Here is a 25,673-nt window from a genome sequence, read left to right on the forward strand (position 1 = left end):
CCAAAAACCTCTTGCTGCAAGGGGTTTTTTTCATTTGTCGAAAATTATCGGGCGAAAGACATTGACGTTTGAAATTTCATACAATTATAATAAAGATACTTATTAAACAAAAATGTATAAAAAGTATAAAAAATAAGGAGGAATAAAAAATGAAGAAAGTAGTGATGATTACCGGAGCCTCAAGAGGATTAGGAAAGGCACTCGCTCTTTACTTTGCAAAGGAAGGATTTAACCTAGCGATCTGTGCCCGAACAGAAGGTGAACTGCTCAACGTAAAGGAGGAAACAGAAGCATATGGTGCTGACGTTCTGGCGGTAACGGCGGATGCCTCCCGGGCGAGAGATGTGGAACGTTTCGTTGCGCTGACAGAAGACTATTTCGGACATATTGATGTACTCATTAACAATGCCTCCATGCTCGGACCAAGCCCGATGCCTTATTTGCTGGATTATCCGGAAGAGGATTTTGCTGAGGTGATCCGCGTCAATTCCATCGGACCGTTCCTGGTGACACGCAGAGTACTGCCGGCCATGCTGCAGCGGAACAAAGGAAGCATCATCAATGTAACGTCCGAGGCTGGAAACGTAGGATACGCAGGCTGGGGAGCATATGGAATTTCGAAGTTTGCACTTGAAGGGCTGACTGAAACGTGGGCAGACGAAGTGGCAGAGACTGGTGTAAGGGTGAACATGGTGGACCCTGGGGAAATGGATACCGAAATGCATGCCCTTGCTGTACCGGATTGTGATTATGAACTGGCTGATCCGAATGATCTTGTTCATGTCTTCGGATACCTTGCTTCCGAAGATTCTTCTGAAGAGAACGGTAAACGGTTCAGTGCGCAGGAATTTACGATGGAAGGGAGAGAAAGCTGATGAGTGCAGAAGCCATTTCCTTTTTCCTTCCAGAAGAGTTAAATGCCAGCATGCCTCCTGAACGGAGAGGATTGCGCAGAGATTATGTAAAAATGATGGTCATAGACAGAGTAAACGGCCATACTTCTCATACGCAGTTTTATCAGCTGGACCACTTTTTGAAAGCGGGAGATGTTCTCGTGTTGAACGCAAGCAGAACGATTCCTGCGGTGCTGCAGGGACAGCTTGAGGATGGAACCGTGGTAGAAGTCAGGCTGGCTCACCGGAAAAGTGAAGGGATCTGGGAGGCCTTGATCCTTTCCAATACCGTGAAAGCAGGGGACAAAATCATGTTTTCCCCACTCTTAACCGCTTCTATCTTAACAACGGAAACAGCCAATCCATTTGCTGTACTTGAGTTTAATCTCTGCTGCTCGGCACTGTATGATCAAATCTATCAGATCGGACAGCCGGTACGTTATGAATATATTAAGACACCGTGGGAACTTGATTACTATCAGACTGTTTTTGCGACCTCTCCAGGCTCTGTTGAAATGCCGTCAGCCGGGCGGGCATTTAGCTGGGAACTGCTTTTCCGCCTTCAGAAAAAAGGAGTAAAGATTGCCTATATCCAGCTGCATACGGGGCTAAGTTATTTAATGGATGATAAATGGCATGTAGAGCCACGCGAGAATATGGAAGAATATATGGTACCTGAAGAAACTGCGCAGGCGGTTCAAAAGGCCAAGGAGAGCGGAAATAAAGTAATTGCTGTTGGAACGACGGTGGTCCGTGCCCTGGAGTCGGGTGCCGACCATGAAGGCCGCATCAGGGCGGCTAGCGGGTGGACGAATTTATATATTACCGCCGAAACCAAACTTCAAGTTGCAGACGGATTGATCACCGGACTTCATGAGCCCGAAGCAAGCCATCTTGATCTGCTGTCAGCCTTTGTTTCTCCAGAACTATTAAAAGTTTCATACGAAGAGGCGATCACCCAAAAGTACTTTTGGCATGAGTTCGGTGACATGAACCTGATCCTATAAGGATGGAAAACATGAGGGTCCATCATTACGGGATTGCAGTGAAAGACTTGGATGCGGCAGCGGAATTTTATATAAAAGCATTAAACATGGAGGAACTGTTTCGTACCCGCTGGATGGGGGAGGACATCTTGTTCTTAGAGAGCGGAAGCATGAAGATCGAACTGATTGCACAAACGGGTACGATAGGTGAAGCAGCCCATGTTGCTTATCAAACTGACGATTTAGAATATTTGGCTGGCAGACTTCAGCAGGAAGGAATTGTTCCGTCAGAAGGACCATATGTTTTGGAAAACGGCTGGCGTACTGTCTTTTATGAAGGGCCATCAGGTGAAATGATAGAGTTTGTGGAAGAACAATAGGTGGAGAATGGCTGGAGGTCAAGGTACCTCTGGCTTTTTTAATGAGTGTTTCCTGGCATTATAAAAAATTATCAAGTAACACTTTTAAATAACTTTGTAAATTTTTTCAAAAGTGTTTTGGCGTTCGCTGTTTTTGCTACAATAAAAGACAGCGGGCTAAAATACCCGAGGTAAAGCTCTTGATCCGATAGAGAAATCTTCGTAATTAGCGAAATACGCGCGGCTTAAGCTGGTTTACGCGCCAATCTGCCCGGAATACGCGCCGATTCTCGCAAAATACGCGCCAAACCGTATTCTTGACAGCCCGGAGCGGGACAGCCGATAATTTACGTGACCGCAGAGATATACATACGGTACAATAAAAAGAGAAAATGGGTGACTAGTTCACCTGACCAAGAAAGGTGTGAACATTATGGAGCAAAAAGCTAAAAAAGGGAATGAACTCTTCAGCTGGATCAAGTCTATCGTATTTGCTCTCGTCCTTGTATATATTATTAAAACCTTTTTCTTCGCACCATACATGGTAGAAGGAGCATCCATGTCTCCAACCTTGCATAACCATGATAAATTATATGTAAATAAAATTATCTATTCGGTATCTGAACCGAAAATAGGGGATATCGTGATTATCAAAGGCACGGACAAACGGTATGTTAAACGTGTAATTGGAGTGGAAGGTGACACCATCCAAGTTCACAGTGACAAGCTTTTGGTAAACGGCAAGCCGATAAAAGAACCCTATTTATCTAAAAACAAAAAGCAGGCGCGAAGCCTCGGTGTTTATTTAACAGAAGACTTCGGGCCGATTAAAATTCCTAAAGGAAAAATCTTCGTAATGGGTGACAACCGATTGAACAGTATGGATTCGAGAAACGGCCTGGGCCTCATTAACATCAGCTCAGTGGAAGGCCGCTCCGAAGTGGTCATCTATCCGTTCAAAGACATCCGACAAACAAAGTAATCCAAAAAACCTGACCAAACTGGCCAGGTTTTTATTTTAGAGATGCTATTTCGAGGTGCCAGGCACGGGGTTTTACACAAGTATGTAATTGGCGGTGCCTGGCACCAAGGAGGTTAAAGAAATGGAAAAGACAGTGAGATGCAAGTGGAGCCGTGACAGTGAACTGTTGACGGCATATCACGATGAAGAGTGGGGGAAACAGGTTAAAGAAGACACTAAATTATTTGAGTGTTTAACTTTAGAGATGTTCCAAGCGGGCCTCAGCTGGAGGACGATCCTGCACAAACGTGAGAATTTCAGAGAAGCATTCTGTCAGTTTGATATCAAAAAAGTTATGAATTTCACTGAAGATGATATTGAACGGATGTTAAGAAATGAAGGCATTGTCAGGCACCGAAGAAAGATTGAAGCAACCATTGAGAATGCAAGAAGATGTGATGTGCTGATTAAAGAGCACGGGGGCCTTATTACTTTTTTTGAGCAGCTGCCAGCAGATCATCTGGAGAAGCAAAAGGCCATCAAGCAGACATTCAAACATATCAGACTGACAACTGCGGAAAGCTTTTTAATGGCAACGGGAATGATGCAGCCGCAGCATGAGGAAGGCTGCCATCTCCATTCACAGGCAATAAAGGAAAAGGCCAGATAACAGAACCACCTCCACTTACATACTGTAAGAGTGGAGGTGGCTAAATTGGCGTATGAAATTTTAATATCAGTTGGCCGCAAGAGACTTGCTTTAATGCAAAACGGAAGGACAATCAAGCGATATCCTATAGCAGTGGGTAAAATGCTGACACCGACCCCAGTGGGTACGTATCGAATTATTAATAAACAGCCTAATCCAGGCGGTCCCTATGGAGCCATGTGGATGGGCCTCTCAGCGCCCCACTATGGGATTCATGGGACCAACAACCCGTCATCCATCGGAAAAAGGGTATCAAAAGGATGCATCAGAATGTTTAACAGAGATGTGCTCGAATTGTCCAGAATTGTTCCAGTTGGTACGAAAGTATATATTGGGAGATGAAAAAAGAGCCCTTAATAGGACTCTTATTAAAATAGATTGCTTAAGTTGTTGCCCTACCGCCAGGCATATCGTCGTAAGCTATCAATTTAGTAAAGTTTTTACCAGGCATATCGTCGTAAGCTGTTAATTTAGCAAAGTTCTTCCCAGGCATATCATCGTAAGCTGTCAATTTGGCGAAGTTTTTACCAGGCATGTCATCGTAAGCTGTCAATTTGGCGAAGTTTTCCCCAGGCATGTCATCATAAGCAGTTAACTTATTCTTCCCGGGCATATCATCGTAGGCAGTTAACTTATTCTTCCCGGGCATATCATCGTAGGCAGTTAATTTATTTTTCCCAGGCATATCATCATAAGCAATATTGCTTGAGAAAGGTAAAACAAAAGTTATTATACTAATAAAAAATAGAACGGATAATATTTTTCTTTCCATCTTGCTGGCCTCCTGCTAAAATATATTTTTTCTCGCATTATTTGCAATTCGGTAATAGTGACTCGCTTTTTTATATTGGCTTTGATCAAAATAAAAGTCTGCTAAAAGCTCTGAGTGAAGAGAAACATACTCCCACATATTCCTTTTCTCAAAGTGTGGGATGGCTTCTTTACTTATAAATGTATCAAATTCTTCAGAATTTGTTCCTTTAACTCTAAAGTCTAATACTTTTAAATGATAGTAAATGTCATTATTAGTATCATCCCCAAGGGTTTCAAAACTTTTATTAATCCAATATTCAGCTTGATCGAGATCATTGATGTTAAAATATTCTTGTGCCAGTAAAAAGGTTGTAGTAGTGATTCTTTCTGGATCCAATGATTTTTCTTTATACCTAAGGGCTTTTTTAAAATGCTCAATAGCTTTTACATGTTCTCTTCTACAAGAAAAAACATAGCCTAAATTATGGTAAATTACACCGGATGTAAAATCATCATGAAAAGAAGTAGAGTATTTTAATGCTTGATTAAGATGAAAAATAGCTTGTTCATAATTTTGTACTCTTCTATAACTAATCGCGAGCAGTATTTGACAATCTGCACTTCTGCTGTAGTTATACTCCTTGTCAAATATTGCAATCGCTTTAAAAGCATATGAATTTACTGCACTAATCCGCATTAAATAACCATAGGATAAAGCTGTAAAATAGTACAGTAGTGCGACATTACTGTCATTAATATTGTTGCTGGAATTATTGTAAATTTCTTCAGCTTTTTTAAAAAACTTGATTGAAAGTTGATAATTATTTTGGAGGATATTTAAACTACCTGATGTAAGATTGAAATAAAAGTTAAGCTCTGAATTAAGTTGTTCTTTTAAACTCTCAACCTTAGATAAAAGATTTTGGGCAGCTACTGCATCAGGCTTTTCTTTAGTTATATGGTACCTTGCCGAAAAAATCTCGAAACGCAAAATAAGCTCAGGCTCATTTACGATTTGCATTTTTTCCTGAACTTTCTCAAAAAAATCATCCGCTTCCTCAAACCGACGATTCACCATCAGCATATTCCACTCATTGAGCAGTTCGAGGATCTCGTTGCTGTCGACTTCCTCGGGCGAAATACCTAAACGTTCACATAGGAGATTAATGACTTCCTCGCTGGACTTCGCATCCCCTTTCTCAATCTTACTCAAGTAGGAAACAGAACAGATTCCCTGAGCCAGTTCTTCCTGGGTTAGGCCTTTGGTTTTTCTATAATATCTTATTCTCTGACCGACCATAAAATCCCCCTTTCCGAACTTGGGAAAATTGTCATGCTAACCCCCTACTCATCACGTACCAATACTACTACTTTTCCCAATACATACCTACAGAATAGTCTGTTAAGATAAATATAACAGAAAATAATCAGTTTTTGCTAGAATTACACAATTAAAATAATTTCAAAGACTTGTCCGGATGGTAAGAAAGTTATAACCGGCCATAAAGAAATGGAGGAGAACATAATGGCGAAAATGTATACATTATCAGCGCAAGAATCAGACATCCAGGAGCTGCTATATGTCTCAAATGATCCAGGTTCAGCCGGAAAGCCTTCAGCCAGCGAACTTGATGACTCTACTCCATATACTGATGTGTTCATGGATAATAAAAAAAATTACTGGTTTGCCAAAGCCCAGGATACAAAAAACAAACGGCACACCATCTATATCTTTGACCATGAAAATGGCAGGCTCATCTCACATAAAGTCAACGGCCGACCGAATTTTTATGAGTTTGATGACAGTGTTGTCATCGCTTGTGAAGGTGATGGGTCTAAAGGCTCGCTTCTTATTTTCTCAAAGGAACAGCCGAAGCTTATAAAAGAATGGAAAGTGAACGGTTACCTGTGGGAAGTCGAGAAGAACCAAGGAGCCATTTATGTTTCCTGTTATATTGTAGAGGAAGATCAAGCTGTCCTCTACGTCATTAAAGACAATAAGAAAAAAAGGGTGAACCTGGGAAAGAATATGGCACCTACCGATATCCTTTGCATTAAGGATGAGGTTTACATTTCAGCGGCCCCCATTCTAAACGGCGATCCAAAGAAAATCATTGTCTTGAACAGTAAAGAGAAAGTGGTAAGAGAATATCCGCTGAGTATATCGCCGAGAACACTCTATCATGTAGAGGATGAGATCATGGTGTATGAATTGGATCTTGCCACAGGGAAAACGGAAAAGATTGTGTATGTTAATCTGCATACCGGTGAACAGTTCACACATGCAATTCCAAACTCGCAAGTGGTGGAATGTACAAGCCGCTCGCTTTCTCTCTTGCAGCAAGACAGCAAAACCTTGTTTACTTGGGACCATACGAATCGTAAAATCGTTGAAAGCCGAAAGATTTCTTAAATCAAATACACATAATGTTCAATCCTGCGGTGGTGATACTGCAGGATTTTTTCTTATTCGGAAGAAGAGGTTATCTAATGAATGAACGTGCTTTGGAAAGGAGGGAGATACGTGAAAGAAAGAGAATGGATCCCTGGAATCAACCATATTGAATTCTGGGTGAACTCGATAGAAGAGTCTCTGAAATTTTATGAAACGCTGTTTGCTTTGATTGGGTGGAAAGAGATCGGGAAAGGCATGTTCAGTTCTGGACATATCGAGGTCTATTTAAAGGAGGCCGTCGTTCCGCGGACTGATTCTGCAGGGCCAAGGCACATTTGCTTTCAGGCAGTCTCACGCGATGTGGTTGATCGTGTCGGCAGCTATCTGCAGGAAGCCGGTGCAGAGATGATCATGGGCCCTGCCCTGTTGAAGTACCCCGCTATTCAAAGGGATATTATACGGTAGACTTCAGAGATCCTGACGAATATGTGCTGGAAGTTGCACATACTCCTCACATGAAGCTCTGATAAAGGAGAAATGATAAAGGATGGACGCAGTCTGGTATGGAGCGGCGGGAATTTGCAGAAACGAAGAAAACAAAAACGTCATGGTGCTGCAGGGTCAGATGGGGGAAGAAAAGAGATGGAGCGTTCCATCAGGGCAGGTTGAACCCAGGGAAACGTTTCAAGAATGCTGTGCACGGGAATTTTGGGAGGAAACAGGTTATCGGGTAAAAGTGGGCAGCCGTCTTTTCATTAAAAAGGGCATAACATATGGCATTGAAGTTGAGGTACATTACTTTGAGGCAACTATTCTTTCGGGTGTTCCGGCTATACAGGACCCCGACCAGCTGATCCATGAAATCTCCTGGAAAACGGCAGAAGAAATTGGCCGGTTAATTTTCTCTTTTCCGGAAGACCGGCCTGTTTTAATTGAAATGGCTGAACCGGTCTCTGTTTAGAAAAAATGTTAGGGGAGGAGAAAAATGAGCAGATCTATTCGAAAGGGCACGGCTGCTGATTTTCAAAATATGAAAGAATTAGTAGGAAATCCGGATAATTTAATGGATGAATGGTCAAAAGAACAATGGGTCTCCGCGTTGGAACGTGAAGATGTCGGGGTGTTTGCTGCGGAAGAAGAGGGAGTTCTTCATGGTTATGCGGTTGTCCGGCTCAACAAGAAGGATCCCGTTTCCTTAACTGAAAAGCCGAGGGCTCTCATCACCCATTTATGTACCATGTCCGGGGAGGGCCAGTTGCGCCAAATGCTTGTGCAGCACTGTTTGGCCTGGGCGAGGAAAAAAGGAGCCGGAGATTTTGAGATGTAGCAGCGGTCAGGAAAGGAAGAGATCTTGTGAACCATCAATTTTTAGCGAAGTGGAAATGGTATGAAATAGAGTCAGCAGGACAAAAGGCACAATACCTCAAGAACATGGTTCACGAGCTGCCGGATAGTTCTCACTGGATCAACAATATAAAAGAAGAAACAAGCAATTATTTACGAATAGAGCACGACGGCAATCCCGTCCTGAACGGCTGCCTTATCTATGAAAAAGATGATCTTGGAGAAGATGAATATAACAATGATTTCTTTCATTTCTACGTAACAAAAAATTATTTTGTTACAGTAGGGCTGGATGTTACGAAGCTGATCCGGACAGAGAAAAAAGGCATGCTTGAACAGATGCATCGATGCGAAACAGCGGCAGAAGGCTTTTTTATCCTGCTTGGCGAAGTGCTGAACAACTATCTCGACGGAATCGATGAGTTCGAGCACAGGCTGAAAACCCTTCAGCATGATATGAAGAAAAATAATAATCAAAACCTGCTGGAACGCATTTATGATCTGCGCCAGGAATTATTAATTTGGACAGACCTGACCATACCAGTTGAGGAAATTAAGCTGGCAGCGGAAGAAGCATTTTTAGATGACATTACAGAAACGAGAGAATACAGGAGGACGTGCGTCAGGATCGAACGTACACTGAATCTGATCAGCCATTACAAACAAGATATAGATACAATGATCAACCTTGAAGAAGTTCTTTCTTCACATCGAGGAAACGAAATTATGAAGACACTCACGGTTATGACCGTTATCTTCACTCCGGGTATGATGCTCGGCTCAATCTGGGGTATGAATTTCAAGAACATGCCCGAGCTCGATTGGAAAACGGGTTATGCTTGGGCACTCGGTCTCATCGGTTTATCTATCATCAGTATCTACATATGGCTCAGGATGAAAGGGTGGACAGGAGACCTTTTAAAAAGCCGCAGAAAAAAACACCCGTTTAAATAAATACACACTCCCATAAAAAATAAATATAAACATTTGCCGCAAAAATCCGATAGAAAAAAAGATTTGACTACTTTTGTCGAATCCAAAACTATTGGAAAAAAATTTTAATTAAAAACCAACCAACTTACCATTAATAGTAGGATATTTCGTTCGAAATGTTATAGGGAGTATGTAGACGGGAGTTGTCAGCGGCGAATGAAGAAAATTTTTCAAACCATCATGTCCTTATGTTTATTATCTGGAATTCTGGCACCAACGGTACCGGCGCACGCCAGCACAAGCGAAGCACCGAAAGTAAAAAGCCAGAGTGCCATCCTGATTGATCAGAAAACCGGGAACGTTCTTTATAATAAAAAGGGCAGCAAGAAGATGTATCCTGCAAGTATCACTAAAATTGTAACGGCAATCCTTGCCATCGAGTCCGGTAAAATGGATGAAATGGTAACCATTAGTAAAAATGCGACCCTGACAGATGGAACAAGGGTCTATTTATCTGAGGGAGAACAGCTTCCTTTAAAGAAGCTTGTTGAGGGAATGATCGTGAACTCCGGAAATGACGCAGCTGTAGCAATTGCGGAATATCTTGCAGGAGATGTGCCTTCATTTGCCGATAAAATGAATGAATTTGCGAAAAAGGCAGGAGCCACGCATACCCATTTTGTGACGCCGAACGGATTATTTAATCCTGATCATTATACAACAGCAGAAGATATGGCCAAGATCACTCAAGTCGCCATGAAAAATAAGGAGTTCCAAAGAATTGTGAGTATAAAAGATCTCCCTTGGCATGTAAAGGGCTGGAATACAACCCTTGTGAATCATCATCGTCTGCTATGGGACTACCCGGGCACGACAGGGGTCAAAAACGGCTATGTCAGTCAGGCGAAACACACGCTTGTCACCTCGGTGTCCAGAAATGGAATGGATTTTATTGCGGTGGTCTTAAAAGCTCCGACGGCTAAGGCGTCTTACAGAGATACCATTTCACTTTTCGAATACGGGTTTAACCATTTTCAGAGGCAGAAACTTTCCAAAGGAACCATGATTGAGGATTCTGCCGGAAAAGAACATGCCTTGAAAAGGGACCTTGAATTTACACTCCCTATGGGGGAGAATTATACAAAGAATGTTTCTTCAAACGGGGAATTAACGGTGCAGGACAGCAAAGGAAATGAGCTGGCCGCAGTTCAGCTGTTTCATCCAAGCCCCAAAAAAGCAGCCAGCAAAATGGCTTCAAGCACGGCAGAAAAGGTAAAAGAAATAACGCCGCTGCAGTTAACCACAAGGACGGCAGTCTTCTTCTACAGCCTGTTTCTACTGCTTGTCTCCTGCATGGTGATCGTCCGCATGAAAAAGAAAAAGAGAAAAGAACAGCGGATGAAAAGGCTGGAGAAGAACTATACGTTTATTAAATAACACCTTCTTTGGAGGGTGTTTTCTTCTGAAATCATCATAAATTCGGCAGTTGAATCGAAAGAAATATAGTAGAAGTATAAATAAGGGTGCTGATAGGTGGGTTTTTATGGATATTAATACGAAAATCAGGATACTTGTAGTGACGGTGTTTATTTTAATGATGATGACCGCGATCATGTCGCTGACCAATTAAAAAAGTGTATTTATACGTAAAGAGAGGATCTCCTCTCTTTTTTTATGCCGCAGTACTCACATAGTTTCCCCTTAATATCCAACTAATGGAAATTACTAAATGAAGCTGCAGTGTTTTGTTATACTTCAGGAGCTTGCAGCAATCGTTCCTACTGTCAGACAAATACGCTGAAAAGCGCGTATAAGCATGACCTGGATACGATGCTGTTCGATTTTACCGGTGCAGGCTCTATTACATGTGAAGGGCTGCAGCAGATGGAAAGCTTGTTCACTGCCTTATCCTATATGGGCGGGATTGAAGCAGTCATCGTCGGAGTAAAGCCTGAACATGCGAAACAAATGAACGCGCTGAATGCAGATGAGGAATTCTCCTTTTTATCGACGCTGGAGGAGGCCATGAAAAAGCACCTATAAAAAGACACCAGAGAGCTTGGTGTCTTTTCGCTGTTTTACCGGAATTTTTGCCTTGGCACAAACGCCATTAAGACGGGTGCCAGGGCAGCGCCGGCAATGAGGCCGAATAAATGGCCGTAAATATTAATTCCTTCGCTGGTAAACGTGGTGATTAAGCTGAAGACCAGAACGACAAGCAATATCTGTTTGTTGCCTGCCCCTACTAAATATTCTTTGCGTGCATACATCAAATAAAGATAGATGCCGAACAGCCCAAAAATAGCACCTGATGCTCCGATATGGGCAAAGTTAAGGGGGAGAATAAAATAGGTTGCGATATCTGCAATAATGCCGGCGCCAAAATATCCGATCAGAAATTTGCCTTTGCCAAGAATTCTCTCAAGGGCAGGCCCGAAAATAACGAGTGAAAATGAATTGAAGAGCACGTGCGTAAGGCTGACGTGTGTAATGATCGGTGTGGCGAGCCTCCAATATTCTCCCTGGGAGATGTAATAGTTAGAGCCGGCAAAATAATAATAAAGAAAGTCCGCCTGCGGTCCAATATTAAGCAGGAGAAAAACGATCAAATGAAGAGCTGTCAGGATTGAAATGACAGGGTAAAGCCTGATAAAAGTCTTGAAATTTTCCTCCCTTACAAACAACCAGCATCACCACCTGTATGTAGTATATTTATCTTAGCACAACGGCAATACAAATAAGAAATACGAAAGCCGTAGAAAGGAAGCAATGATGATTATTGGCACGGGAATTGACATTGTGGAGATTGCAAGGATAGAAGAGGTCCGCCAGAAGCAAGTTCGTTTTCCCAATCGGATCCTCACTAAAAAAGAGCTTGAGGCGTATGGCGTTTTAAAGGGAAGAAGGCAGGCTGAATTTCTGGCGGGGCGTTTTGCTGCCAAGGAAGCCTATGCAAAGGCAGTGGGAACGGGAATCGGGAAGCATCTGTCGTGGCAGGATATCGAGATTGCGAAAAATGATAACGGGAAGCCTGTCATATTCGGCGGAACGGATAAGATCGTCCATCTTTCCATTTCACATTCCAAAGAATTTGCTGTGGCACAAGTCGTGCTGGAAACTGCTCCGGAATAAGCTTCGATTTTCAGAGCTCGTCATGCTAGTCTGCATATTGTCCCATTTGCCCACATATATTGTAATGCGGTCAGGAAGGACATCCTGTTTGCGTGGTTGAGAGCGTAAATACAGGGTGCCCTTCCTTTGTAAAATAAAGGGCAAAGGGGATAAGAACATGAAGAAGACACTGTCAATAACCTTGATGGCGTTTCTATTCATATTCGGATTGGCGGGCTGCGGAGCGAAAAGCCAGGAAGATGTAGTAACGTCGCTGGATAAGAAGATGGAGGAAATGACGGGATACAAAGCAGATGCCGTCATGACACTGAATACGGGCGAGAAACCAATTCAGTATCAGCTGGAAGTGTGGCATAAGAAACCAAACTTCTATCGTGTGAATCTAAAAAACGCCAAGAAGGATCAAAGCCAGATGATCCTAAGGAATAAAGAAGGTGTTTTTGTTTTAACGCCTGCTCTGAATAAAAGCTTCAGATTCCAAAGCGACTGGCCGGAAAATAACAGTCAGGTCTATTTGTTCGAGTCTCTGGCAGCAGACATACTGAATGATACGGACCGAGGATTTAAAGCGAAGGAGAATTCGTATGTTTTCCATACGAAAACCAACTATCAAAATAAAAACCTGTATCAGCAGGAGATAACGCTGAATAAAGATCTGGCTCCGAAAACAGTAAGAGTTATGGATAAGGATGCAAAGGAACTGGTGAAGCTGCAATTCTCCAATGTGAAGTTCGATGCTAAATTTGATAAGGGCGCTTTTGACATGGAGACTAACATGACAGGAGCACAGCTGGAACTGCCGGCGATGAGCCAGAAAAGTGACCAAAAGGCGATGGAAGTATTGTATCCGAAGTACAGCGGCCCTGGGAATATCGAATTGACCAATGAAAAGGAAGTTAGCGTGCATGACGGCAAACAAGTTGTTCTCAGTTTCTCGGATGAAAATAATAAAAAAACATTTACATTGATTGAAAGAAAAAATGAAGCCGTTCAGACAACTGCCGGAAAACCAGAAAGGCTGACCATGCCTGGCGGAGAACCCGTTGATCTGGGCTACACCGTTGGAGCGATGAATGATAAGTCGATATCATGGACGTATAAGGGAGTGGATTTTTTCCTTGCATCCAATTCGCTTGATCAGGAAGAACTGATGGCCATTGCGCGTTCGGTTTCCGCTCAAGGCTCAAAATAATAAAGTTAAAAGGATTTGGCTGATTTCGCATTTTGTGAATCAGCCTTTTTTATTCTGTATTTGCCCTTACGGAAATAGGATGAATGTTGTAGAATAACGAATAGACGAATTTCTATAAGAAGAAGATATAGATAGATGGGACGGATAAGTTTGGATACTCGGGAGTTTTACAGAGACACTTGGGCAGAGGTTGATTTGTCCAGCATCAAAGAGAATATTCGCTCATTCCGCGGCCTGCTTCCAGACCGAACGGAAATTATGGCCGTAGTGAAAGCGGATGGATACGGACACGGAGCGCTGCCTGTCGCAAAAACGGCACTTGAAGCAGGGGCAACCTATCTTGCAGTTGCATTATTGGATGAAGCACTGTCTCTTCGAAAACAAGGCATACAGGCACCAATTCTTGTACTGGGCCGGACCAGGCCGGTAGATGCGGCACTTGCAGCGGAAAATGATATTTCACTTACCGTTTTTCAAGCGGACTGGGTCGATGAGGCTTCAGTTTATCTTCAAGGAGAGAAGAGGGTCAACCTCCACCTTAAAATTGACACGGGTATGGGACGGATTGGAACGAGAGAAGCAGAGGAAACGAAGAATCTGGCCTTGAAAATAGAGGAAGTTCCCCAATTTTGCCTGGAGGGCGTGTTTACCCACTTTGCCACGGCGGATGAACTGGAATCTGATTTGGTGGACAAACAATTTGAAAGGTTTGCGCGAAGCTTGGAATGGATCCGTGAAACGGGTGCAGCACCGCTCTTTATCCATTGCGGAAACAGTGCGGCCTCTCTAAGGTTCCCTGACAGAGTCTTTAATATTGCAAGAATCGGAATCTCGATGTATGGACTCGCTCCTTCAGAGGAAGTGAAAAGCGTACTTCCTATTCCGTTAAAAGAAGCCTTTTCCCTGCATACCCGGCTTGTTCATGTAAAAAAAGTTCAACGGGGAGATACGGTAAGCTATGGCGCCACCTATACCGCCAAGGAGGAAGAGTGGATCGGCACGCTTCCGATCGGCTATGCCGACGGCTGGATGAGACGCTATGCTGAAAAAGGTCATGCACTGGCTGGGGGCAGGAAAGTTCCGTTCGCAGGAAGGATCTGCATGGACCAATGCATGATCCGCCTTCCCCATGAGATGAAGGTCGGTGATCTTGTTACGTTAATCGGCTGCCAGGGGGACGAAAAGATCTCTATTGATGATCTTGCCGCTCAAATCGGTACGATAAACTACGAAATTCCGTGTTTAATTACATCTCGTGTCCCCCGTGTTTACAAAAAGTAAGGTCGAATTTTAGAAAAAATGAATGTAATTTTAAATTTTTAGCAGAATATTAGCAGGACTATTAAAAATCTTGAAGAATATTTACTTTGAAATCGTTTTGCAAACCCTTATCTTAAGTGATAAGATTATATTTGGTTAAGAATGATCGTAGCAAATCGTAGATAAGCTTTGCTCTGGAGGTGTAGGTGTGTCCGAATTGGCTAACACAAAGAGGATCGTAATTAGTCTTCCTCAACAGATTATCAATGAGGTAGACCGGATGATTAAGAATGAGAATTTGGACCGCAGCGAATTTATACATCAGGCGACTAAGATGTATATCCGCGAGAAGAAGAAACGTCACATTCGTGAATCTATGAGACAGGGTTATATGGAAATGGCAAAAATCAATTTGAACATTGCATCAGAAGCCTTTCTTTTAGAGGAGGAAGCTGAAATTACCTTAGACCGCTTAGTTAGCGGGGTGTAGCCCTTTGATCGTAAAACGCGGAGACGTTTACTTTGCAGACCTTTCCCCTGTAGTTGGATCGGAACAAGGGGGAATCAGACCGGTTTTGATTATTCAAAATGATATCGGTAACCGATTTAGTCCTACTGTTATTGTCGCAGCCATAACCGCTCAAATCCAAAAGGCAAAACTGCCGACGCATGTTGAGATCAATGCGAAGAAATATGGATTCGAACGGGATTCTGTTATCTTGCTGGAGCAAATACGTACGATTGATAAACAAAGGCTGACCGACAAAATCACGCATCTTGATGATGAGATGATGCGTCGCGTTGATGAAGCGTTACAAATCAGTCTCGGTCTTATAGACTTTTAAACAAACTGCCATTTCTCCCTGGGAATTGGCAGTCTTTTTAATTGGAAAATCTTTACTAATGTAAATAAGCACAGCTTTTGGGAATTGCAGGCGAACTATATAGCAAAAGATTGCAAGAATGAGTGAGAAATGGAATAATAAATATAGTGTACCGATCGTAAGGGGGTATAGAATGAACGCGGCCATCATCAATATTATCTTAAGTAAACGCAACGAAATAGATGAGCTTTGGTCCAGGGAGCTTAATGCTTTCAAAAGTGAGACAAGCGTTATGACACCCCACATGTACAATCAGCTGAACAAGGAATTTTTATCATTGCTGATTCATCATATCAGCCAGGGCGATATTTCAGCTGATGGGACATTGGAACGTTTTTTCGATAAAGTATTGCGGACGAACATGCCGCTTGAATATTTAACACAAGGTCTTCAGACGTTTCGAAGGATTGTTCTGGAGATTATTATTGAGGAAGATATTCAAAAGGATACAGCAATAGATATATACAGGGAAGTAGACCGCTGGATGGATCCTATTTTAAATTCAGTAGTTCAAAATTCTTCTCAGATTTGGGAACGTACCGTTTCTATTCAAAAGTCAGCGTTGCTTGAATTATCAGCACCGCTTATTCCGGTATTTCAGCATATTAGTGTTATGCCGCTGATTGGAACCATCGATACAGAACGCGCAAAGCTGATTATGGAGAACCTGCTCGAGGGAGTGATTCAATATCGTTCTCAAGTCGTTCTTATTGATATTACAGGTGTTCCCGTTGTCGATACAATGGTTGCTCACCATATTATCCAGGCTGCTGATGCAGTCAGGCTGCTGGGCTCCACTTGTATTCTGGTCGGAATCAGGCCGGAAATCGCCCAGACCATTGTTAGTCTTGGAATTGATTTAAGCCTTTTTCCTACGAAAAGCACACTGCAAAAAGGGATGGAAAGAGCTCTGGAAATTACAAACCAACAAATCGTTAAGGATAAATAGGGAGTGGGAAAAATGAGGATTCCTATTTTGAAACTGCATGAGTATCTTCTTATTACGATTCAAGTAGAGCTCGATGATCAGACAGCTCTGCAGTTTCAAGAAGATCTGCTTAATAAGATTCATGACACCGGCGCCAAAGGTGTAGTAATTGACCTGACATCCGTAGATATGATCGACTCCTTCATCGCCAAAGTATTAGGAGATGTCGTCCGTATGTCAAAACTGATGGGAGCACAAGTGGTTTTGACTGGTATTCAGCCTGCAGTTGCAATTACACTGATTGATTTAGGGATTTCAATGAGAGAGGTTCCGACGGCGCTTGATCTTGAACAAGGGCTTGATAAATTGCGACTGGAACTGGAGGGATGAGTATGGACATCCAATCCTGTGTAGAAGTTTGCAATGAATGGGATATCGTCAGTGCCCGGCAGTTAGGCAGAAACATGGCAAAAGAACTGGGGTTCGGCAATGTGGATCAGGCGCGGATTACAACCGCCATTTCTGAGTTGGCACGTAACATCTACTTGTATGCCGGCAGCGGAAAAATTTGTCTGGAGCCGGTTGAACAAATGGGCAGGAAAGGACTCCGGATCATCGCCGTTGATAACGGTCCTGGGATTCGGGATATCCGAAAGGTTATGCAAGATGGATACACGACTTCTGGAGGACTAGGGGCGGGGCTGCCTGGAGTCAAGCGTTTAATGGACGAGTTTTCCATTGATTCAACGTTAGACAGCGGGACAGAGATCCTTGCTACGAAGTGGCTTCGTTAGGAGGTGTTCAATGAACGAAAGAGAAATGATTATAGATCGATATAAAGACTTGCTGACTACCTATCTTAAAGGGAAAAGCGAGACCGCCCTATATAAAGGGCAGCAATTCAGCAGGAAGCTGATCGAGCAGCAGATCTCTCCCGAAGATGTGATCAGCCATCACGTTAACGTGCTGAATGAGCTTTTTCCCGACATGACGGATGGAATGAAGGATTCTTTTGATTTTCTTCTGGAAGTCATGATCGGGTATGGGTTTGCTTACCGTGAGCATCAGAGCTTAAGGACACGGCAGCGCCAGCTTGAATCTGAAATTGAAGTCGCTGCGAGCATGCAGCAGACACTTCTGATCAGTGATGTCCCAGAGGTGGATTCTCTGGATATTGGAGTGATCAGTGTTCCGGCCAAGAAGATGAACGGAGATTACTTTAATTTTGTAAAAGACGATAAATCAATCAGCGTTGCAGTAGCTGATATCATCGGCAAGGGAATACCGGCTGCGCTATGTATGTCCATGATTAAATATGCCATGGACAGCTTGCCTGAACAGCGTATGCAGCCTAATCTCCTGCTTGAAAATTTAAATAGAGTCGTTGAACAGAACGTGCATCCGAACATGTTTATTACTATGCTTTATGGGCTGTATGACACAGATGTCCATAAGTTTTATTTTGCCGGTGCAGGACATGAGCCCGGTTTTTTTTATAAAGCGGAAAGTGACGAGTTTGAAGACATGTTTGCCAAGGGTCTCGTTTTGGGTGTTTCCCGAACGACCAAATATATGGAATATGAAAAACAGCTCGATCCGGGTGATATGATTATTCTTCTTTCCGATGGCGTGACAGAGTGCCGAACTAGCAAAGGGTTCATCGAAAGAGATGAGATTGTTTCTCTGATCCGTGAGAATATGCATAAACCGGCTCAGGAAATTGTCGATTTTGTGTTTACAGAGCTTGAGAGACTTCAGGAATTTGAACTAAGAGATGACTTTACACTTATTATTCTAAAAAGAATGGTTTAACCGTTTTTGAAAAAGGGTAAATCATTTTATGGGTTTATGATAACATCCTGGGGGGAAAAAAATGAATCTGCAAATTAAACATGAAGAAACCAATGGAGTTCACTATTTAATATTAGCTGGAGAAGTAGACGCATACACTGCACCAAAACTTAAGGAAGTGCTGGTTCCTCTTACAGAGGAGAAAAATGTACAAATCATGATTGATCTTCAGCACATTGATTATATGGACAGTACAGGCCTTGGAATTTTTGTCGGAGCTTTGAAGTCAACCAAGAAGAATGACAGTTCGCTGAAGCTTCGCGGAATGACCGAAAGAGTTAAACGATTGTTTGAAATTACCGGACTGACTGAGGTAATGGATATAGACAATGAGGTAAAGGGGGAGGCCAGATGAATAAAGCCTCTGATTTTATCGAAATGACAGTACCTGCCAAACCCGACTATGTAGGTGTGGTGCGTCTGACGATATCTGGTATCGCCAACCGGATGGGTTTTGTTTTTGACGAAATTGAAGATATCAAAATTGCCGTTTCAGAAGCCTGTACGAATGCAGTTAATCATGCGTACACAGAAACGGAAAAAGGACAAATCCGGATTGGCTGTGGCGTATATGAAGACCGGCTCGAAATTATGGTTGTAGACCATGGCAAGAGCTTTGATTATGATGATATAAACGAATCACTCGGACCAGTAGAAGGGAAATCCGTGGAACAATTGAATGAAGGAGGTCTTGGCCTCTTCCTAATTGAATCATTGATGGATAAAGTGGAAATTAGCGGTGAAGCGGGTGTGATCGTAATGATGACGAAGTATCTTCACAGAGATGAGGTGAAGGAAAATGTCGACAGGACCTCACCAGCACCTACGCAATAAGGAAGAAGTATATAAGTGGATCGATGAGCTTCAGAACGATCCGCAAAATGAAATTCTTCAAACCAAGCTTGTACATCAATACCAAGACCTTGTCCATTCACTCGCCCGAAAGTTTTCAAAGGGCAAAAGCATTCATGATGATTTAGTACAGGTAGGGATGATTGGACTGCTGGCTGCACTCCGCAGGTATGATCCTGAATTCGGCCGTTCATTCGAATCGTTTGCGGTTCCTACCATCATTGGTGAAATTAAACGCTTTATCCGGGATAAGACCTGGAGTGTCCACGTACCGAGACGGATTAAGGAACTTGGACCGCGTATAAAAAAAGCCGTAGAAGAACTGACGAACCAGCTTCAGCGTTCTCCGAAAATCCAGGAAATTGCCGACTTCTTGGAGGTCACGGAGGAAGAAGTACTGGAGACGATGGAGATGGGCAAAAGTTATCAAGCTCTTTCTGTCGACAGTTCAATTGAAGCAGATCAAGAAGGAAGTACAGTAACATTGCTGGATCTTGTCGGATCTCAGGATGCCGGCTTTGACCAGATCGATAAAAGAATGCTGCTGCAGAAGGCGTTCGCTGTTCTTTCTGAAAGAGAACAAGAAATTTTGAAATGTACGTATTTTGAGAATCTAAGCCAGAAAGAAACAGGAGAACGGCTTGAAATTTCTCAAATGCATGTTTCTCGCCTTCAAAGGAGAGCGCTTGAAAAACTTCGGGAAGCAATTCGCGTTGAACCATCGGAGGCTTTAAAATGATCCAGGACTATTCCTATGACAAAATAGCTGTCTCTTCCTTTCAAAAGCCTAAGAAGGGTAATGATCTATGCGGAGATAGTTTTTATGTCACGGAAACCCGTGATTATTTTATTTGTGCAGTAGCAGATGGGCTAGGAAGCGGGAGTATGGCAAGAACTGCTTCTCAGGCAGCTGTAAATGCAGTTGAGCAGAATCATCAATTAGATGTTGAGGAACTCATGAAGGTGTGTAATGAGGAGCTGAAAGGGACTCGCGGAGCGGTTCTTTCCATCTTTAAGATTGATTTCCGGCAGGAGGCAGTGATTTATGCTGGTGTTGGAAACATCCGCTTTATGATGGCCGGAAAAGACCGTAAGTTAATTTATCCCCTTCCGACTGTGGGATTTCTCTCTGGAAAACCCCAAAAATTTCGGATTCAGCAATTTCCTTTTGATAATCAGACTGCTTTTATTATTTATTCTGACGGAATGGAAATTCATACGCAAAGCCGCAGCATCTTGACAAATATGGTTTCGCCAAAGGAGTCTGCGGCTTACTTTGGAAACCTTTCTCAAAAATTAATTGATGATGCTACCTGTCTCGTAGGAAAAGTGTCGCATGCATAATATAAGCCGGGCCGATTGAGCCTCGGCTTTTTTTGTGGTAATTATGAATGATCTCCATATACTAATTGAAAAGGGGTGATGCGTTTTGAATCCTGGTTTTTGGATTTGGATTACCCTGGGTTTTATCGCTTTTTACTATATTGTGCGTTACGTCAGCCTTGCCAAAAGGACAGAAATTTTTTTGGAAAGCCCGTCTGTTACTAAACATTATGCTTCCATTCACGGTTCCTGCATCAAGGAGGAGGAGGAGTGGCGGTATTGAGCATCCGAACGTGGATGCTTTTTTTATTGCGCCCGGCTCATGTTTTCTTAAAAGGTGTGGAAAGTGTTAAACTAGAAGAGTATATGATGTCATTTTTACAGTAATGAAAGGGGTACCTCTATTGGAAGGAACAATCGAAAAAACGGATAATGGCTATTTGGACATTGCCAAAGAATTGGGTGTTAAACAAAAACAAGTAGTAAACGTTATCGATTTATTAAAAGACGGCAACACGGTCCCCTTTATCGCCAGGTACCGGAAAGAGCTGACAGGCGGACTGGATGAAGTTCAAATCAAAGAAATCATGGATAGATGGCATTATTCCGAAAACCTTAAAGAGCGTAAAGAGGAAGTTCTCAGGCTGATCGGGGAACAGGGGAAACTGACGGATGAGCTTGCTGCTGCCATTTCAAAGGCTAAAAAATTGCAAGTGATAGAAGATTTATACCGTCCCTACAAGCAAAAGCGAAGAACCAGGTCGACTGCAGCCAAGGAAAAAGGGCTTGAACCGTTCGCGGACTGGATGATGAGCCAGCCTGCACAAGGGGATGTCCTGCAAAAAGCTTCGGAATTTCTTTCTGAGGAAAAAGAAGTACATACAGTGGAAGACGCTGTTGCGGGCGCTCAAGACATCATTGCCGAACAGCTGTCAGATGATGCTTCCATCAGAACGTGGATCAGAGACCTGACGTTTAAAGAAGGAAAGCTGCAAACGTCATTGAAGAAAAATGGAGAGGACGAGAAAAAGGTATATGAAATGTACTATGAGTACACTGAGCCTGTTCAGAAAATCGTTCCTCACCGTATTCTTGCCGTAAACCGGGGTGAAAAGGAAGACGTTCTAAAAGTGGATATAGAGGCTCCTTCAGAGAAGATCATTGAAAGACTCAATCGCACTGTAATTAAAAATCCCTCATCACCGGTGGTATCATTCCTAAAAGTGACCATTGAAGACAGCTATAGAAGACTGATTGCTTCTTCTATTGAACGCGATATCCGGAATGAACTAACGGATAAGGGTGAAGAGCAGGCAATCCACATTTTCTCTGAGAACTTGAGGAACCTACTTCTTCAGTCTCCATTAAAGGGAAGAATGGTACTCGGTGTGGATCCTGCTTACCGGACAGGCTGCAAACTTGGTGTGGTGGACGAGACCGGAAAGATGCTCCATATCCAGACGATTTATCCTACACCGCCGAGGTCGGAAGTGCAAAAATCCGAAGCAGTGGTCAAAGAACTGATCGCAAAGTATGGCATACATGTCATTGCCATCGGAAACGGAACAGCCTCAAGAGAAACGGAACAGTTCATTGTCAATACGATTAAAAGCATTGAGGAATCTGTTTCTTATATCATCGTAAACGAGGCGGGCGCCAGTGTTTATTCAGCTTCTGCTATCGCAAGGGAAGAGTTTCCCGAACTGCAGGTCGAGGAACGCAGTGCGATATCCATCGCTCGGAGACTGCAGGATCCGCTCGCTGAACTGGTGAAAATTGATCCAAGGTCTGTCGGTGTGGGGCAGTATCAGCATGATGTCTCGCAAAAACGTCTGAACGAATCTTTAACCTTTGTCGTGGAAACAGCCGTGAACCAGGTGGGTGTTAATGTGAATACCGCTTCCTCGTCCCTTCTTCAATATGTAGCAGGCTTGTCCAAGACCGTGGCACAGAACATTGTAAAGGTAAGAGAGGAAAAGGGGAAATTCGTGAAGCGGGAAGAATTGAAAAAAATTCCGAGGCTCGGTGCGAAAACCTATGAGCAATGTATCGGCTTCTTAAGGATTCCTGACGGGAAAAACCCGCTTGACCAAACAGCCATTCACCCGGAGAGCTATAAAGAAACACTCCAGCTTTTAAAGGAAATAGGCAGTGAACTGCAGGAGATTGGCTCAGACGATTTAAAATCCAAGCTGAAAACCATTGATATAAAATCAATGGCAGCCAAATTAACGATTGGGGAACCGACTCTTCAGGATATCATTGACGGCTTATTGCGGCCCAACCGGGATGTCCGGGAAGAATTATCAAAGCCGCTGCTGAAAACGGATGTACTAAAACTTGAAGATCTGGAAAAAGGGATGGAACTTGAAGGAACCGTCCGGAACGTCGTTGATTTTGGGGCCTTTGTAGATATTGGCGTGAAACAGGATGGCCTTGTTCATATTTCTAAACTGGCCAAACGCTTTGTGAAGCATCCGATGGATGTCTTGAGTGTCGGCCAGGTTGTCACCGTATGGGTAGACAGTGTCGATCTGGCGAAAGGGAGAGTGGCGTTAACTATGCTGCCGCCAGATGCCCAGTAATCCTCGCTGAATTTATGGCAGAGTGTTGCTTTCAGTCGTGCAGTTCTTTTGATTATAAAAAAACCAGCATTGATTTAAAAGACGGATCTGATAACGGTCTTTTTGATAGTAGGCTTTTCTAAGTTGCTTCTTAAACCATGTAGGCATAGACAAAACCTCCACTTATTCAAGCGTGATTTAGTCTATGTCTCATGGCTTGTTGATGTGACCAACTTTTTGTTTTAGAAGGAGAAAGGAAAAGAAATGGAACAAAAGGATCTACAACATCTTGTTGAACATCTTTCACAGGATTTTTTCCAAAAGCGCTTTCGGCATACAGCCCGCTTTAATGCCCGGCTGAGAACTACTGGAGGGCGATATTTGCTGAGGTCCCATGATATAGAGATCAATCCGAGGCAGCTGACTGAGTTCGGCTATGAAGCGCTCGTAGGCATCATTAAACATGAATTGTGCCATTACCATCTCCACATAGAAGGCAGGGGCTATAAACATCGGGACCCGGAATTTAAGCAGCTTCTGAAGAAGGTTGGCGGGCTGCGCTATTGCGAAGCATTGCCTGGAGCCAGGACAACACAGCCGTATAAATATCTTTATATATGTTCAAACTGCAAGCAGCAATATAAGCGTAAGCGCAGGGTCAATACGGCTAAATATGTATGCGGAAAATGCAGAGGGAAATTGATTTTAACTTAAAGCTAAAAAAGTGTTGACTAGAAAGTCTGATCTGTGTTAGATTAATAAAGTCGCTGAAAGACATCTTGTCCTTACATAGACAAAATAAATTCCAAAAAACATATTGACTTTTGAGGCTGAACAAAGTATGATATTAAATGTCTCAAAAACACATTCCACAGTAGCTCAGTGGTAGAGCTATCGGCTGTTAACCGATCGGTCGTAGGTTCGAGTCCTACCTGTGGAGCCAATTACAGAGAAGTACCCAAGTGGCTCAAGGGGCGCCCCTGCTAAGGGTGTAGGTCGCTAACGCGGCGCGAGGGTTCGAATCCCTTCTTCTCTGCCAGTTGTGGCCCGTTGGTCAAGCGGTTAAGACACCGCCCTTTCACGGCGGTAACACGGGTTCGAATCCCGTACGGGTCACCAAGTTGTTTTCGTTAGAAAAAAACCAAACGATTTTCTTACAAACATAAATATGGACTCGTGGTGTAGTGGTTAACATGCCTGCCTGTCACGCAGGAGATCGCCGGTTCGACCCCGGTCGGGTCCGCCATTTTTTCTCAAACAACATACATCAACACATGAAATTATTGGGCTATAGCCAAGTGGTAAGGCAACGGACTTTGACTCCGTCACTCGTAGGTTCGAATCCTGCTAGCCCAGCCATCTTTCATGAGCCATTAGCTCAGTTGGTAGAGCATCTGACTTTTAATCAGAGGGTCGAAGGTTCGAGTCCTTCATGGCTCACCATCTTAATAATAGCAACACAAACACACATGCGGGTGTGGCGGAATTGGCAGACGCGCTAGACTTAGGATCTAGTGTCTTATGACGTGGGGGTTCGAGTCCCTTCACCCGCACCATTTTTTAAAACTTTAATTGCTTTGCGGTCGTGGCGGAATGGCAGACGCGCTAGCTTGAGGGGCTAGTGGGGGCAACCCCGTGGAGGTTCGAGTCCTCTCGACCGCACCAAAGCTTCTCATATAACATTTAAATAAAGAAATAAAATAATATGCGCCCTTAGCTCAGCTGGATAGAGTGTTTGACTACGAATCAAAAGGTCGGGAGTTCGAATCTCTCAGGGCGCGCCATAACGGGAAGTGGCTCAGCTTGGTAGAGCACCTGGTTTGGGACCAGGGGGTCGCAGGTTCAAATCCTGTCTTCCCGACCATCTTTTTCGCGGGTGTAGTTTAGTGGTAAAACAAGAGCCTTCCAAGCTCTGGTCGTGAGTTCGATTCTCATCACCCGCTCCATTTAATTTTTGGGCCTATAGCTCAGCTGGTTAGAGCGCACGCCTGATAAGCGTGAGGTCGATGGTTCGAGTCCATTTAGGCCCACCATTTTTTAAGGGCAATGTACTTGACATCCGCTCTTCTAATGGGTATAATAGCTAAGCTACACTAACTAGTAGCAAATGTTCTTTGAAAACCAAACAAAAGCTAGGTAAGTCAGGGATTTTACAATCCCATCAATTTTTAAACTTTAAGAGCTATATCAAACACTTTATTGGAGAGTTTGATCCTGGCTCAGGATGAACGCTGGCGGCGTGCCTAATACATGCAAGTCGAGCGGACCAAAGAGAGCTTGCTCTCTGAGGTTAGCGGCGGACGGGTGAGTAACACGTGGGTAACCTGCCTGTAAGACGGGGATAACTTCGGGAA

At 43.3% G+C, this 25,673-nt stretch carries 32 protein-coding genes, 12 tRNA genes and 1 rRNA gene; 41 read left to right on the forward strand and 4 right to left on the reverse strand.

Features of this window, described 5'->3' with window-relative positions; translation table 11 throughout:
* Positions 1-149: 149 nt before the first annotated feature.
* The 6 genes from M1K46_RS22290 (at position 150) to M1K46_RS22315 (ending at position 4,250) form a co-directional block, all read left to right on the forward strand.
* Positions 150-875: an SDR family NAD(P)-dependent oxidoreductase gene (locus tag M1K46_RS22290; RefSeq protein ID WP_256227756.1), complete on the forward strand. Its 726-nt coding sequence runs from the start codon at positions 150-152 to the stop codon at positions 873-875.
* Positions 875-1,900, forward strand: coding sequence for an S-adenosylmethionine:tRNA ribosyltransferase-isomerase (locus tag M1K46_RS22295; protein WP_256227757.1), 1,026 nt, complete (start codon positions 875-877; stop codon positions 1,898-1,900). Before M1K46_RS22290 ends, M1K46_RS22295 begins: the two co-directional genes overlap by 1 nt.
* An 11-nt stretch (positions 1,901-1,911) precedes the next feature.
* On the forward strand, positions 1,912-2,259 hold the full coding sequence (locus M1K46_RS22300; RefSeq protein ID WP_256227758.1) for a VOC family protein: 348 nt from the start codon (positions 1,912-1,914) through the stop codon (positions 2,257-2,259).
* 412 nt (positions 2,260-2,671) lie between these two features.
* A complete protein-coding gene (lepB, locus tag M1K46_RS22305) occupies positions 2,672-3,220 on the forward strand; it encodes a signal peptidase I (RefSeq protein WP_082683654.1) in 549 nt (182 codons plus the stop codon).
* Between the two features lie 121 nt (positions 3,221-3,341).
* Entirely contained in the window at positions 3,342-3,869 is a 528-nt protein-coding gene (locus M1K46_RS22310) for a DNA-3-methyladenine glycosylase I (RefSeq protein ID WP_256227759.1), read from the forward strand.
* 45 nt (positions 3,870-3,914) lie between these two features.
* The gene (locus M1K46_RS22315) at positions 3,915-4,250 is read left to right on the forward strand and encodes a L,D-transpeptidase (protein ID WP_305586203.1); all 336 of its coding nucleotides are present in this window, start codon (positions 3,915-3,917) and stop codon (positions 4,248-4,250) included.
* 40 nt (positions 4,251-4,290) lie between these two features.
* Here M1K46_RS22315 and M1K46_RS22320 read toward each other — a convergent pair whose 3' ends face one another.
* The gene (locus tag M1K46_RS22320; RefSeq protein ID WP_256227761.1) at positions 4,291-4,680 is read right to left on the reverse strand and encodes a hypothetical protein; all 390 of its coding nucleotides are present in this window, start codon (positions 4,678-4,680) and stop codon (positions 4,291-4,293) included.
* A gap of 15 nt (positions 4,681-4,695) precedes the next feature.
* Complete coding sequence (locus M1K46_RS22325) at positions 4,696-5,961, reverse strand: helix-turn-helix domain-containing protein (protein ID WP_256227762.1); 1,266 nt, start codon at positions 5,959-5,961, stop codon at positions 4,696-4,698.
* A 225-nt stretch (positions 5,962-6,186) separates the two neighbouring features.
* Between M1K46_RS22325 and M1K46_RS22330 the strand changes: the two genes are divergently transcribed.
* The 7 genes from M1K46_RS22330 (at position 6,187) to M1K46_RS22360 (ending at position 11,376) form a co-directional block, all read left to right on the forward strand.
* On the forward strand, positions 6,187-7,074 hold the full coding sequence (locus tag M1K46_RS22330; protein WP_053356102.1) for a hypothetical protein: 888 nt from the start codon (positions 6,187-6,189) through the stop codon (positions 7,072-7,074).
* A gap of 111 nt (positions 7,075-7,185) precedes the next feature.
* Positions 7,186-7,521, forward strand: coding sequence for a VOC family protein (locus M1K46_RS22335; RefSeq protein ID WP_256227763.1), 336 nt, complete (start codon positions 7,186-7,188; stop codon positions 7,519-7,521).
* Positions 7,522-7,603: 82 nt separating this feature from the next.
* Positions 7,604-8,017 (forward strand): NUDIX domain-containing protein, encoded by a 414-nt coding sequence (locus tag M1K46_RS22340; protein WP_256227764.1) that lies wholly within the window; start codon positions 7,604-7,606, stop codon positions 8,015-8,017.
* 24 nt (positions 8,018-8,041) lie between these two features.
* Positions 8,042-8,383 (forward strand): hypothetical protein, encoded by a 342-nt coding sequence (locus tag M1K46_RS22345; RefSeq protein WP_053356100.1) that lies wholly within the window; start codon positions 8,042-8,044, stop codon positions 8,381-8,383.
* Between the two features lie 26 nt (positions 8,384-8,409).
* Positions 8,410-9,354, forward strand: coding sequence for a magnesium transporter CorA family protein (locus M1K46_RS22350; protein ID WP_062240137.1), 945 nt, complete (start codon positions 8,410-8,412; stop codon positions 9,352-9,354).
* A 195-nt stretch (positions 9,355-9,549) separates the two neighbouring features.
* A complete protein-coding gene (locus M1K46_RS22355; protein WP_256227765.1) occupies positions 9,550-10,770 on the forward strand; it encodes a D-alanyl-D-alanine carboxypeptidase family protein in 1,221 nt (406 codons plus the stop codon).
* A 303-nt stretch (positions 10,771-11,073) separates the two neighbouring features.
* Positions 11,074-11,376, forward strand: coding sequence for an STAS domain-containing protein (locus tag M1K46_RS22360; protein ID WP_256227767.1), 303 nt, complete (start codon positions 11,074-11,076; stop codon positions 11,374-11,376).
* 35 nt (positions 11,377-11,411) lie between these two features.
* On the opposite strand, the gene M1K46_RS22365 is transcribed toward M1K46_RS22360, so the two are convergent.
* Complete coding sequence (locus M1K46_RS22365; RefSeq protein WP_053356096.1) at positions 11,412-12,017, reverse strand: rhomboid family intramembrane serine protease; 606 nt, start codon at positions 12,015-12,017, stop codon at positions 11,412-11,414.
* Between the two features lie 88 nt (positions 12,018-12,105).
* Here M1K46_RS22365 and acpS point away from each other — a divergent pair, with 88 nt between their 5' ends.
* The 14 genes from acpS (at position 12,106) to M1K46_RS22435 (ending at position 23,340) form a co-directional block, all read left to right on the forward strand.
* Entirely contained in the window at positions 12,106-12,465 is a 360-nt protein-coding gene (gene acpS / locus M1K46_RS22370) for a holo-ACP synthase (protein WP_256227768.1), read from the forward strand.
* 157 nt (positions 12,466-12,622) lie between these two features.
* A complete protein-coding gene (locus M1K46_RS22375) occupies positions 12,623-13,657 on the forward strand; it encodes a LolA family protein (protein WP_062240149.1) in 1,035 nt (344 codons plus the stop codon).
* Between the two features lie 135 nt (positions 13,658-13,792).
* Entirely contained in the window at positions 13,793-14,938 is a 1,146-nt protein-coding gene (gene alr, locus M1K46_RS22380; protein ID WP_256227770.1) for an alanine racemase, read from the forward strand.
* A gap of 187 nt (positions 14,939-15,125) precedes the next feature.
* Positions 15,126-15,407: a CopG family ribbon-helix-helix protein gene (locus tag M1K46_RS22385; protein WP_053356092.1), complete on the forward strand. Its 282-nt coding sequence runs from the start codon at positions 15,126-15,128 to the stop codon at positions 15,405-15,407.
* 4 nt (positions 15,408-15,411) lie between these two features.
* Positions 15,412-15,762 carry a type II toxin-antitoxin system endoribonuclease NdoA gene (ndoA, locus tag M1K46_RS22390; RefSeq protein ID WP_007200228.1) on the forward strand — a complete coding sequence of 117 codons (351 nt, stop codon included), beginning with the start codon at positions 15,412-15,414 and terminating at the stop codon, positions 15,760-15,762.
* 172 nt (positions 15,763-15,934) lie between these two features.
* Positions 15,935-16,750, forward strand: a complete 816-nt coding sequence (locus M1K46_RS22395; RefSeq protein ID WP_091010564.1) for an STAS domain-containing protein — start codon at positions 15,935-15,937, stop codon at positions 16,748-16,750.
* 12 nt (positions 16,751-16,762) lie between these two features.
* Entirely contained in the window at positions 16,763-17,119 is a 357-nt protein-coding gene (locus M1K46_RS22400) for an STAS domain-containing protein (RefSeq protein ID WP_007200230.1), read from the forward strand.
* 2 nt (positions 17,120-17,121) lie between these two features.
* Positions 17,122-17,523, forward strand: a complete 402-nt coding sequence (locus tag M1K46_RS22405) for an anti-sigma regulatory factor (protein ID WP_053356090.1) — start codon at positions 17,122-17,124, stop codon at positions 17,521-17,523.
* A 10-nt stretch (positions 17,524-17,533) separates the two neighbouring features.
* Complete coding sequence (locus M1K46_RS22410) at positions 17,534-18,541, forward strand: PP2C family protein-serine/threonine phosphatase (RefSeq protein WP_256227771.1); 1,008 nt, start codon at positions 17,534-17,536, stop codon at positions 18,539-18,541.
* Positions 18,542-18,602: 61 nt separating this feature from the next.
* A complete protein-coding gene (locus M1K46_RS22415) occupies positions 18,603-18,935 on the forward strand; it encodes an STAS domain-containing protein (RefSeq protein WP_053356088.1) in 333 nt (110 codons plus the stop codon).
* Entirely contained in the window at positions 18,932-19,414 is a 483-nt protein-coding gene (rsbW, locus tag M1K46_RS22420) for an anti-sigma B factor RsbW (RefSeq protein WP_062240160.1), read from the forward strand. The genes M1K46_RS22415 and rsbW overlap by 4 nt, the downstream gene beginning before the upstream one ends.
* Complete coding sequence (gene sigB, locus M1K46_RS22425) at positions 19,380-20,171, forward strand: RNA polymerase sigma factor SigB (protein WP_053356086.1); 792 nt, start codon at positions 19,380-19,382, stop codon at positions 20,169-20,171. Before rsbW ends, sigB begins: the two co-directional genes overlap by 35 nt.
* Positions 20,168-20,776, forward strand: coding sequence for a protein phosphatase 2C domain-containing protein (locus M1K46_RS22430; protein WP_053356085.1), 609 nt, complete (start codon positions 20,168-20,170; stop codon positions 20,774-20,776). Before sigB ends, M1K46_RS22430 begins: the two co-directional genes overlap by 4 nt.
* A gap of 365 nt (positions 20,777-21,141) precedes the next feature.
* A complete protein-coding gene (locus tag M1K46_RS22435; protein ID WP_256227772.1) occupies positions 21,142-23,340 on the forward strand; it encodes a Tex family protein in 2,199 nt (732 codons plus the stop codon).
* 12 nt (positions 23,341-23,352) lie between these two features.
* Here the strand turns inward: M1K46_RS22435 and cmpA are convergent, their stop codons facing one another.
* Positions 23,353-23,487 carry a cortex morphogenetic protein CmpA gene (cmpA, locus tag M1K46_RS22440; RefSeq protein WP_091010572.1) on the reverse strand — a complete coding sequence of 45 codons (135 nt, stop codon included), beginning with the start codon at positions 23,485-23,487 and terminating at the stop codon, positions 23,353-23,355.
* 96 nt (positions 23,488-23,583) lie between these two features.
* On the opposite strand from cmpA, the gene M1K46_RS22445 reads away from it, so the two are divergent.
* The 14 genes from M1K46_RS22445 to M1K46_RS22510 all read left to right on the forward strand — a co-directional run.
* Entirely contained in the window at positions 23,584-24,033 is a 450-nt protein-coding gene (locus M1K46_RS22445; protein WP_053356083.1) for a SprT family protein, read from the forward strand.
* 154 nt (positions 24,034-24,187) lie between these two features.
* Positions 24,188-24,262, forward strand: a tRNA-Asn gene (locus M1K46_RS22450).
* Between the two features lie 5 nt (positions 24,263-24,267).
* Positions 24,268-24,358: transfer RNA gene (locus M1K46_RS22455), tRNA-Ser, on the forward strand.
* 5 nt (positions 24,359-24,363) lie between these two features.
* Positions 24,364-24,438: transfer RNA gene (locus tag M1K46_RS22460), tRNA-Glu, on the forward strand.
* A 51-nt stretch (positions 24,439-24,489) separates the two neighbouring features.
* Positions 24,490-24,565: transfer RNA gene (locus M1K46_RS22465), tRNA-Asp, on the forward strand.
* Positions 24,566-24,603: 38 nt separating this feature from the next.
* Positions 24,604-24,678 (forward strand) — tRNA-Gln (locus M1K46_RS22470).
* Between the two features lie 8 nt (positions 24,679-24,686).
* A tRNA-Lys gene (locus M1K46_RS22475) sits at positions 24,687-24,762 on the forward strand.
* A gap of 28 nt (positions 24,763-24,790) precedes the next feature.
* A tRNA-Leu gene (locus tag M1K46_RS22480) sits at positions 24,791-24,875 on the forward strand.
* 23 nt (positions 24,876-24,898) lie between these two features.
* Positions 24,899-24,984: transfer RNA gene (locus M1K46_RS22485), tRNA-Leu, on the forward strand.
* A 42-nt stretch (positions 24,985-25,026) separates the two neighbouring features.
* A tRNA-Arg gene (locus M1K46_RS22490) sits at positions 25,027-25,103 on the forward strand.
* Positions 25,104-25,106: 3 nt separating this feature from the next.
* Positions 25,107-25,183 (forward strand) — tRNA-Pro (locus tag M1K46_RS22495).
* A gap of 8 nt (positions 25,184-25,191) precedes the next feature.
* A tRNA-Gly gene (locus M1K46_RS22500) sits at positions 25,192-25,265 on the forward strand.
* Positions 25,266-25,275: 10 nt separating this feature from the next.
* Positions 25,276-25,352: transfer RNA gene (locus tag M1K46_RS22505), tRNA-Ile, on the forward strand.
* Positions 25,353-25,515: 163 nt separating this feature from the next.
* A 16S ribosomal RNA gene (locus M1K46_RS22510) occupies positions 25,516-25,673 on the forward strand; the annotation flags it as partial.

Source organism: Fictibacillus sp. WQ 8-8, assembly GCF_024494405.1.
Taxonomy (GTDB): Bacteria; Bacillota; Bacilli; order Bacillales; family Fictibacillaceae; genus Fictibacillus_C; species Fictibacillus_C marinisediminis.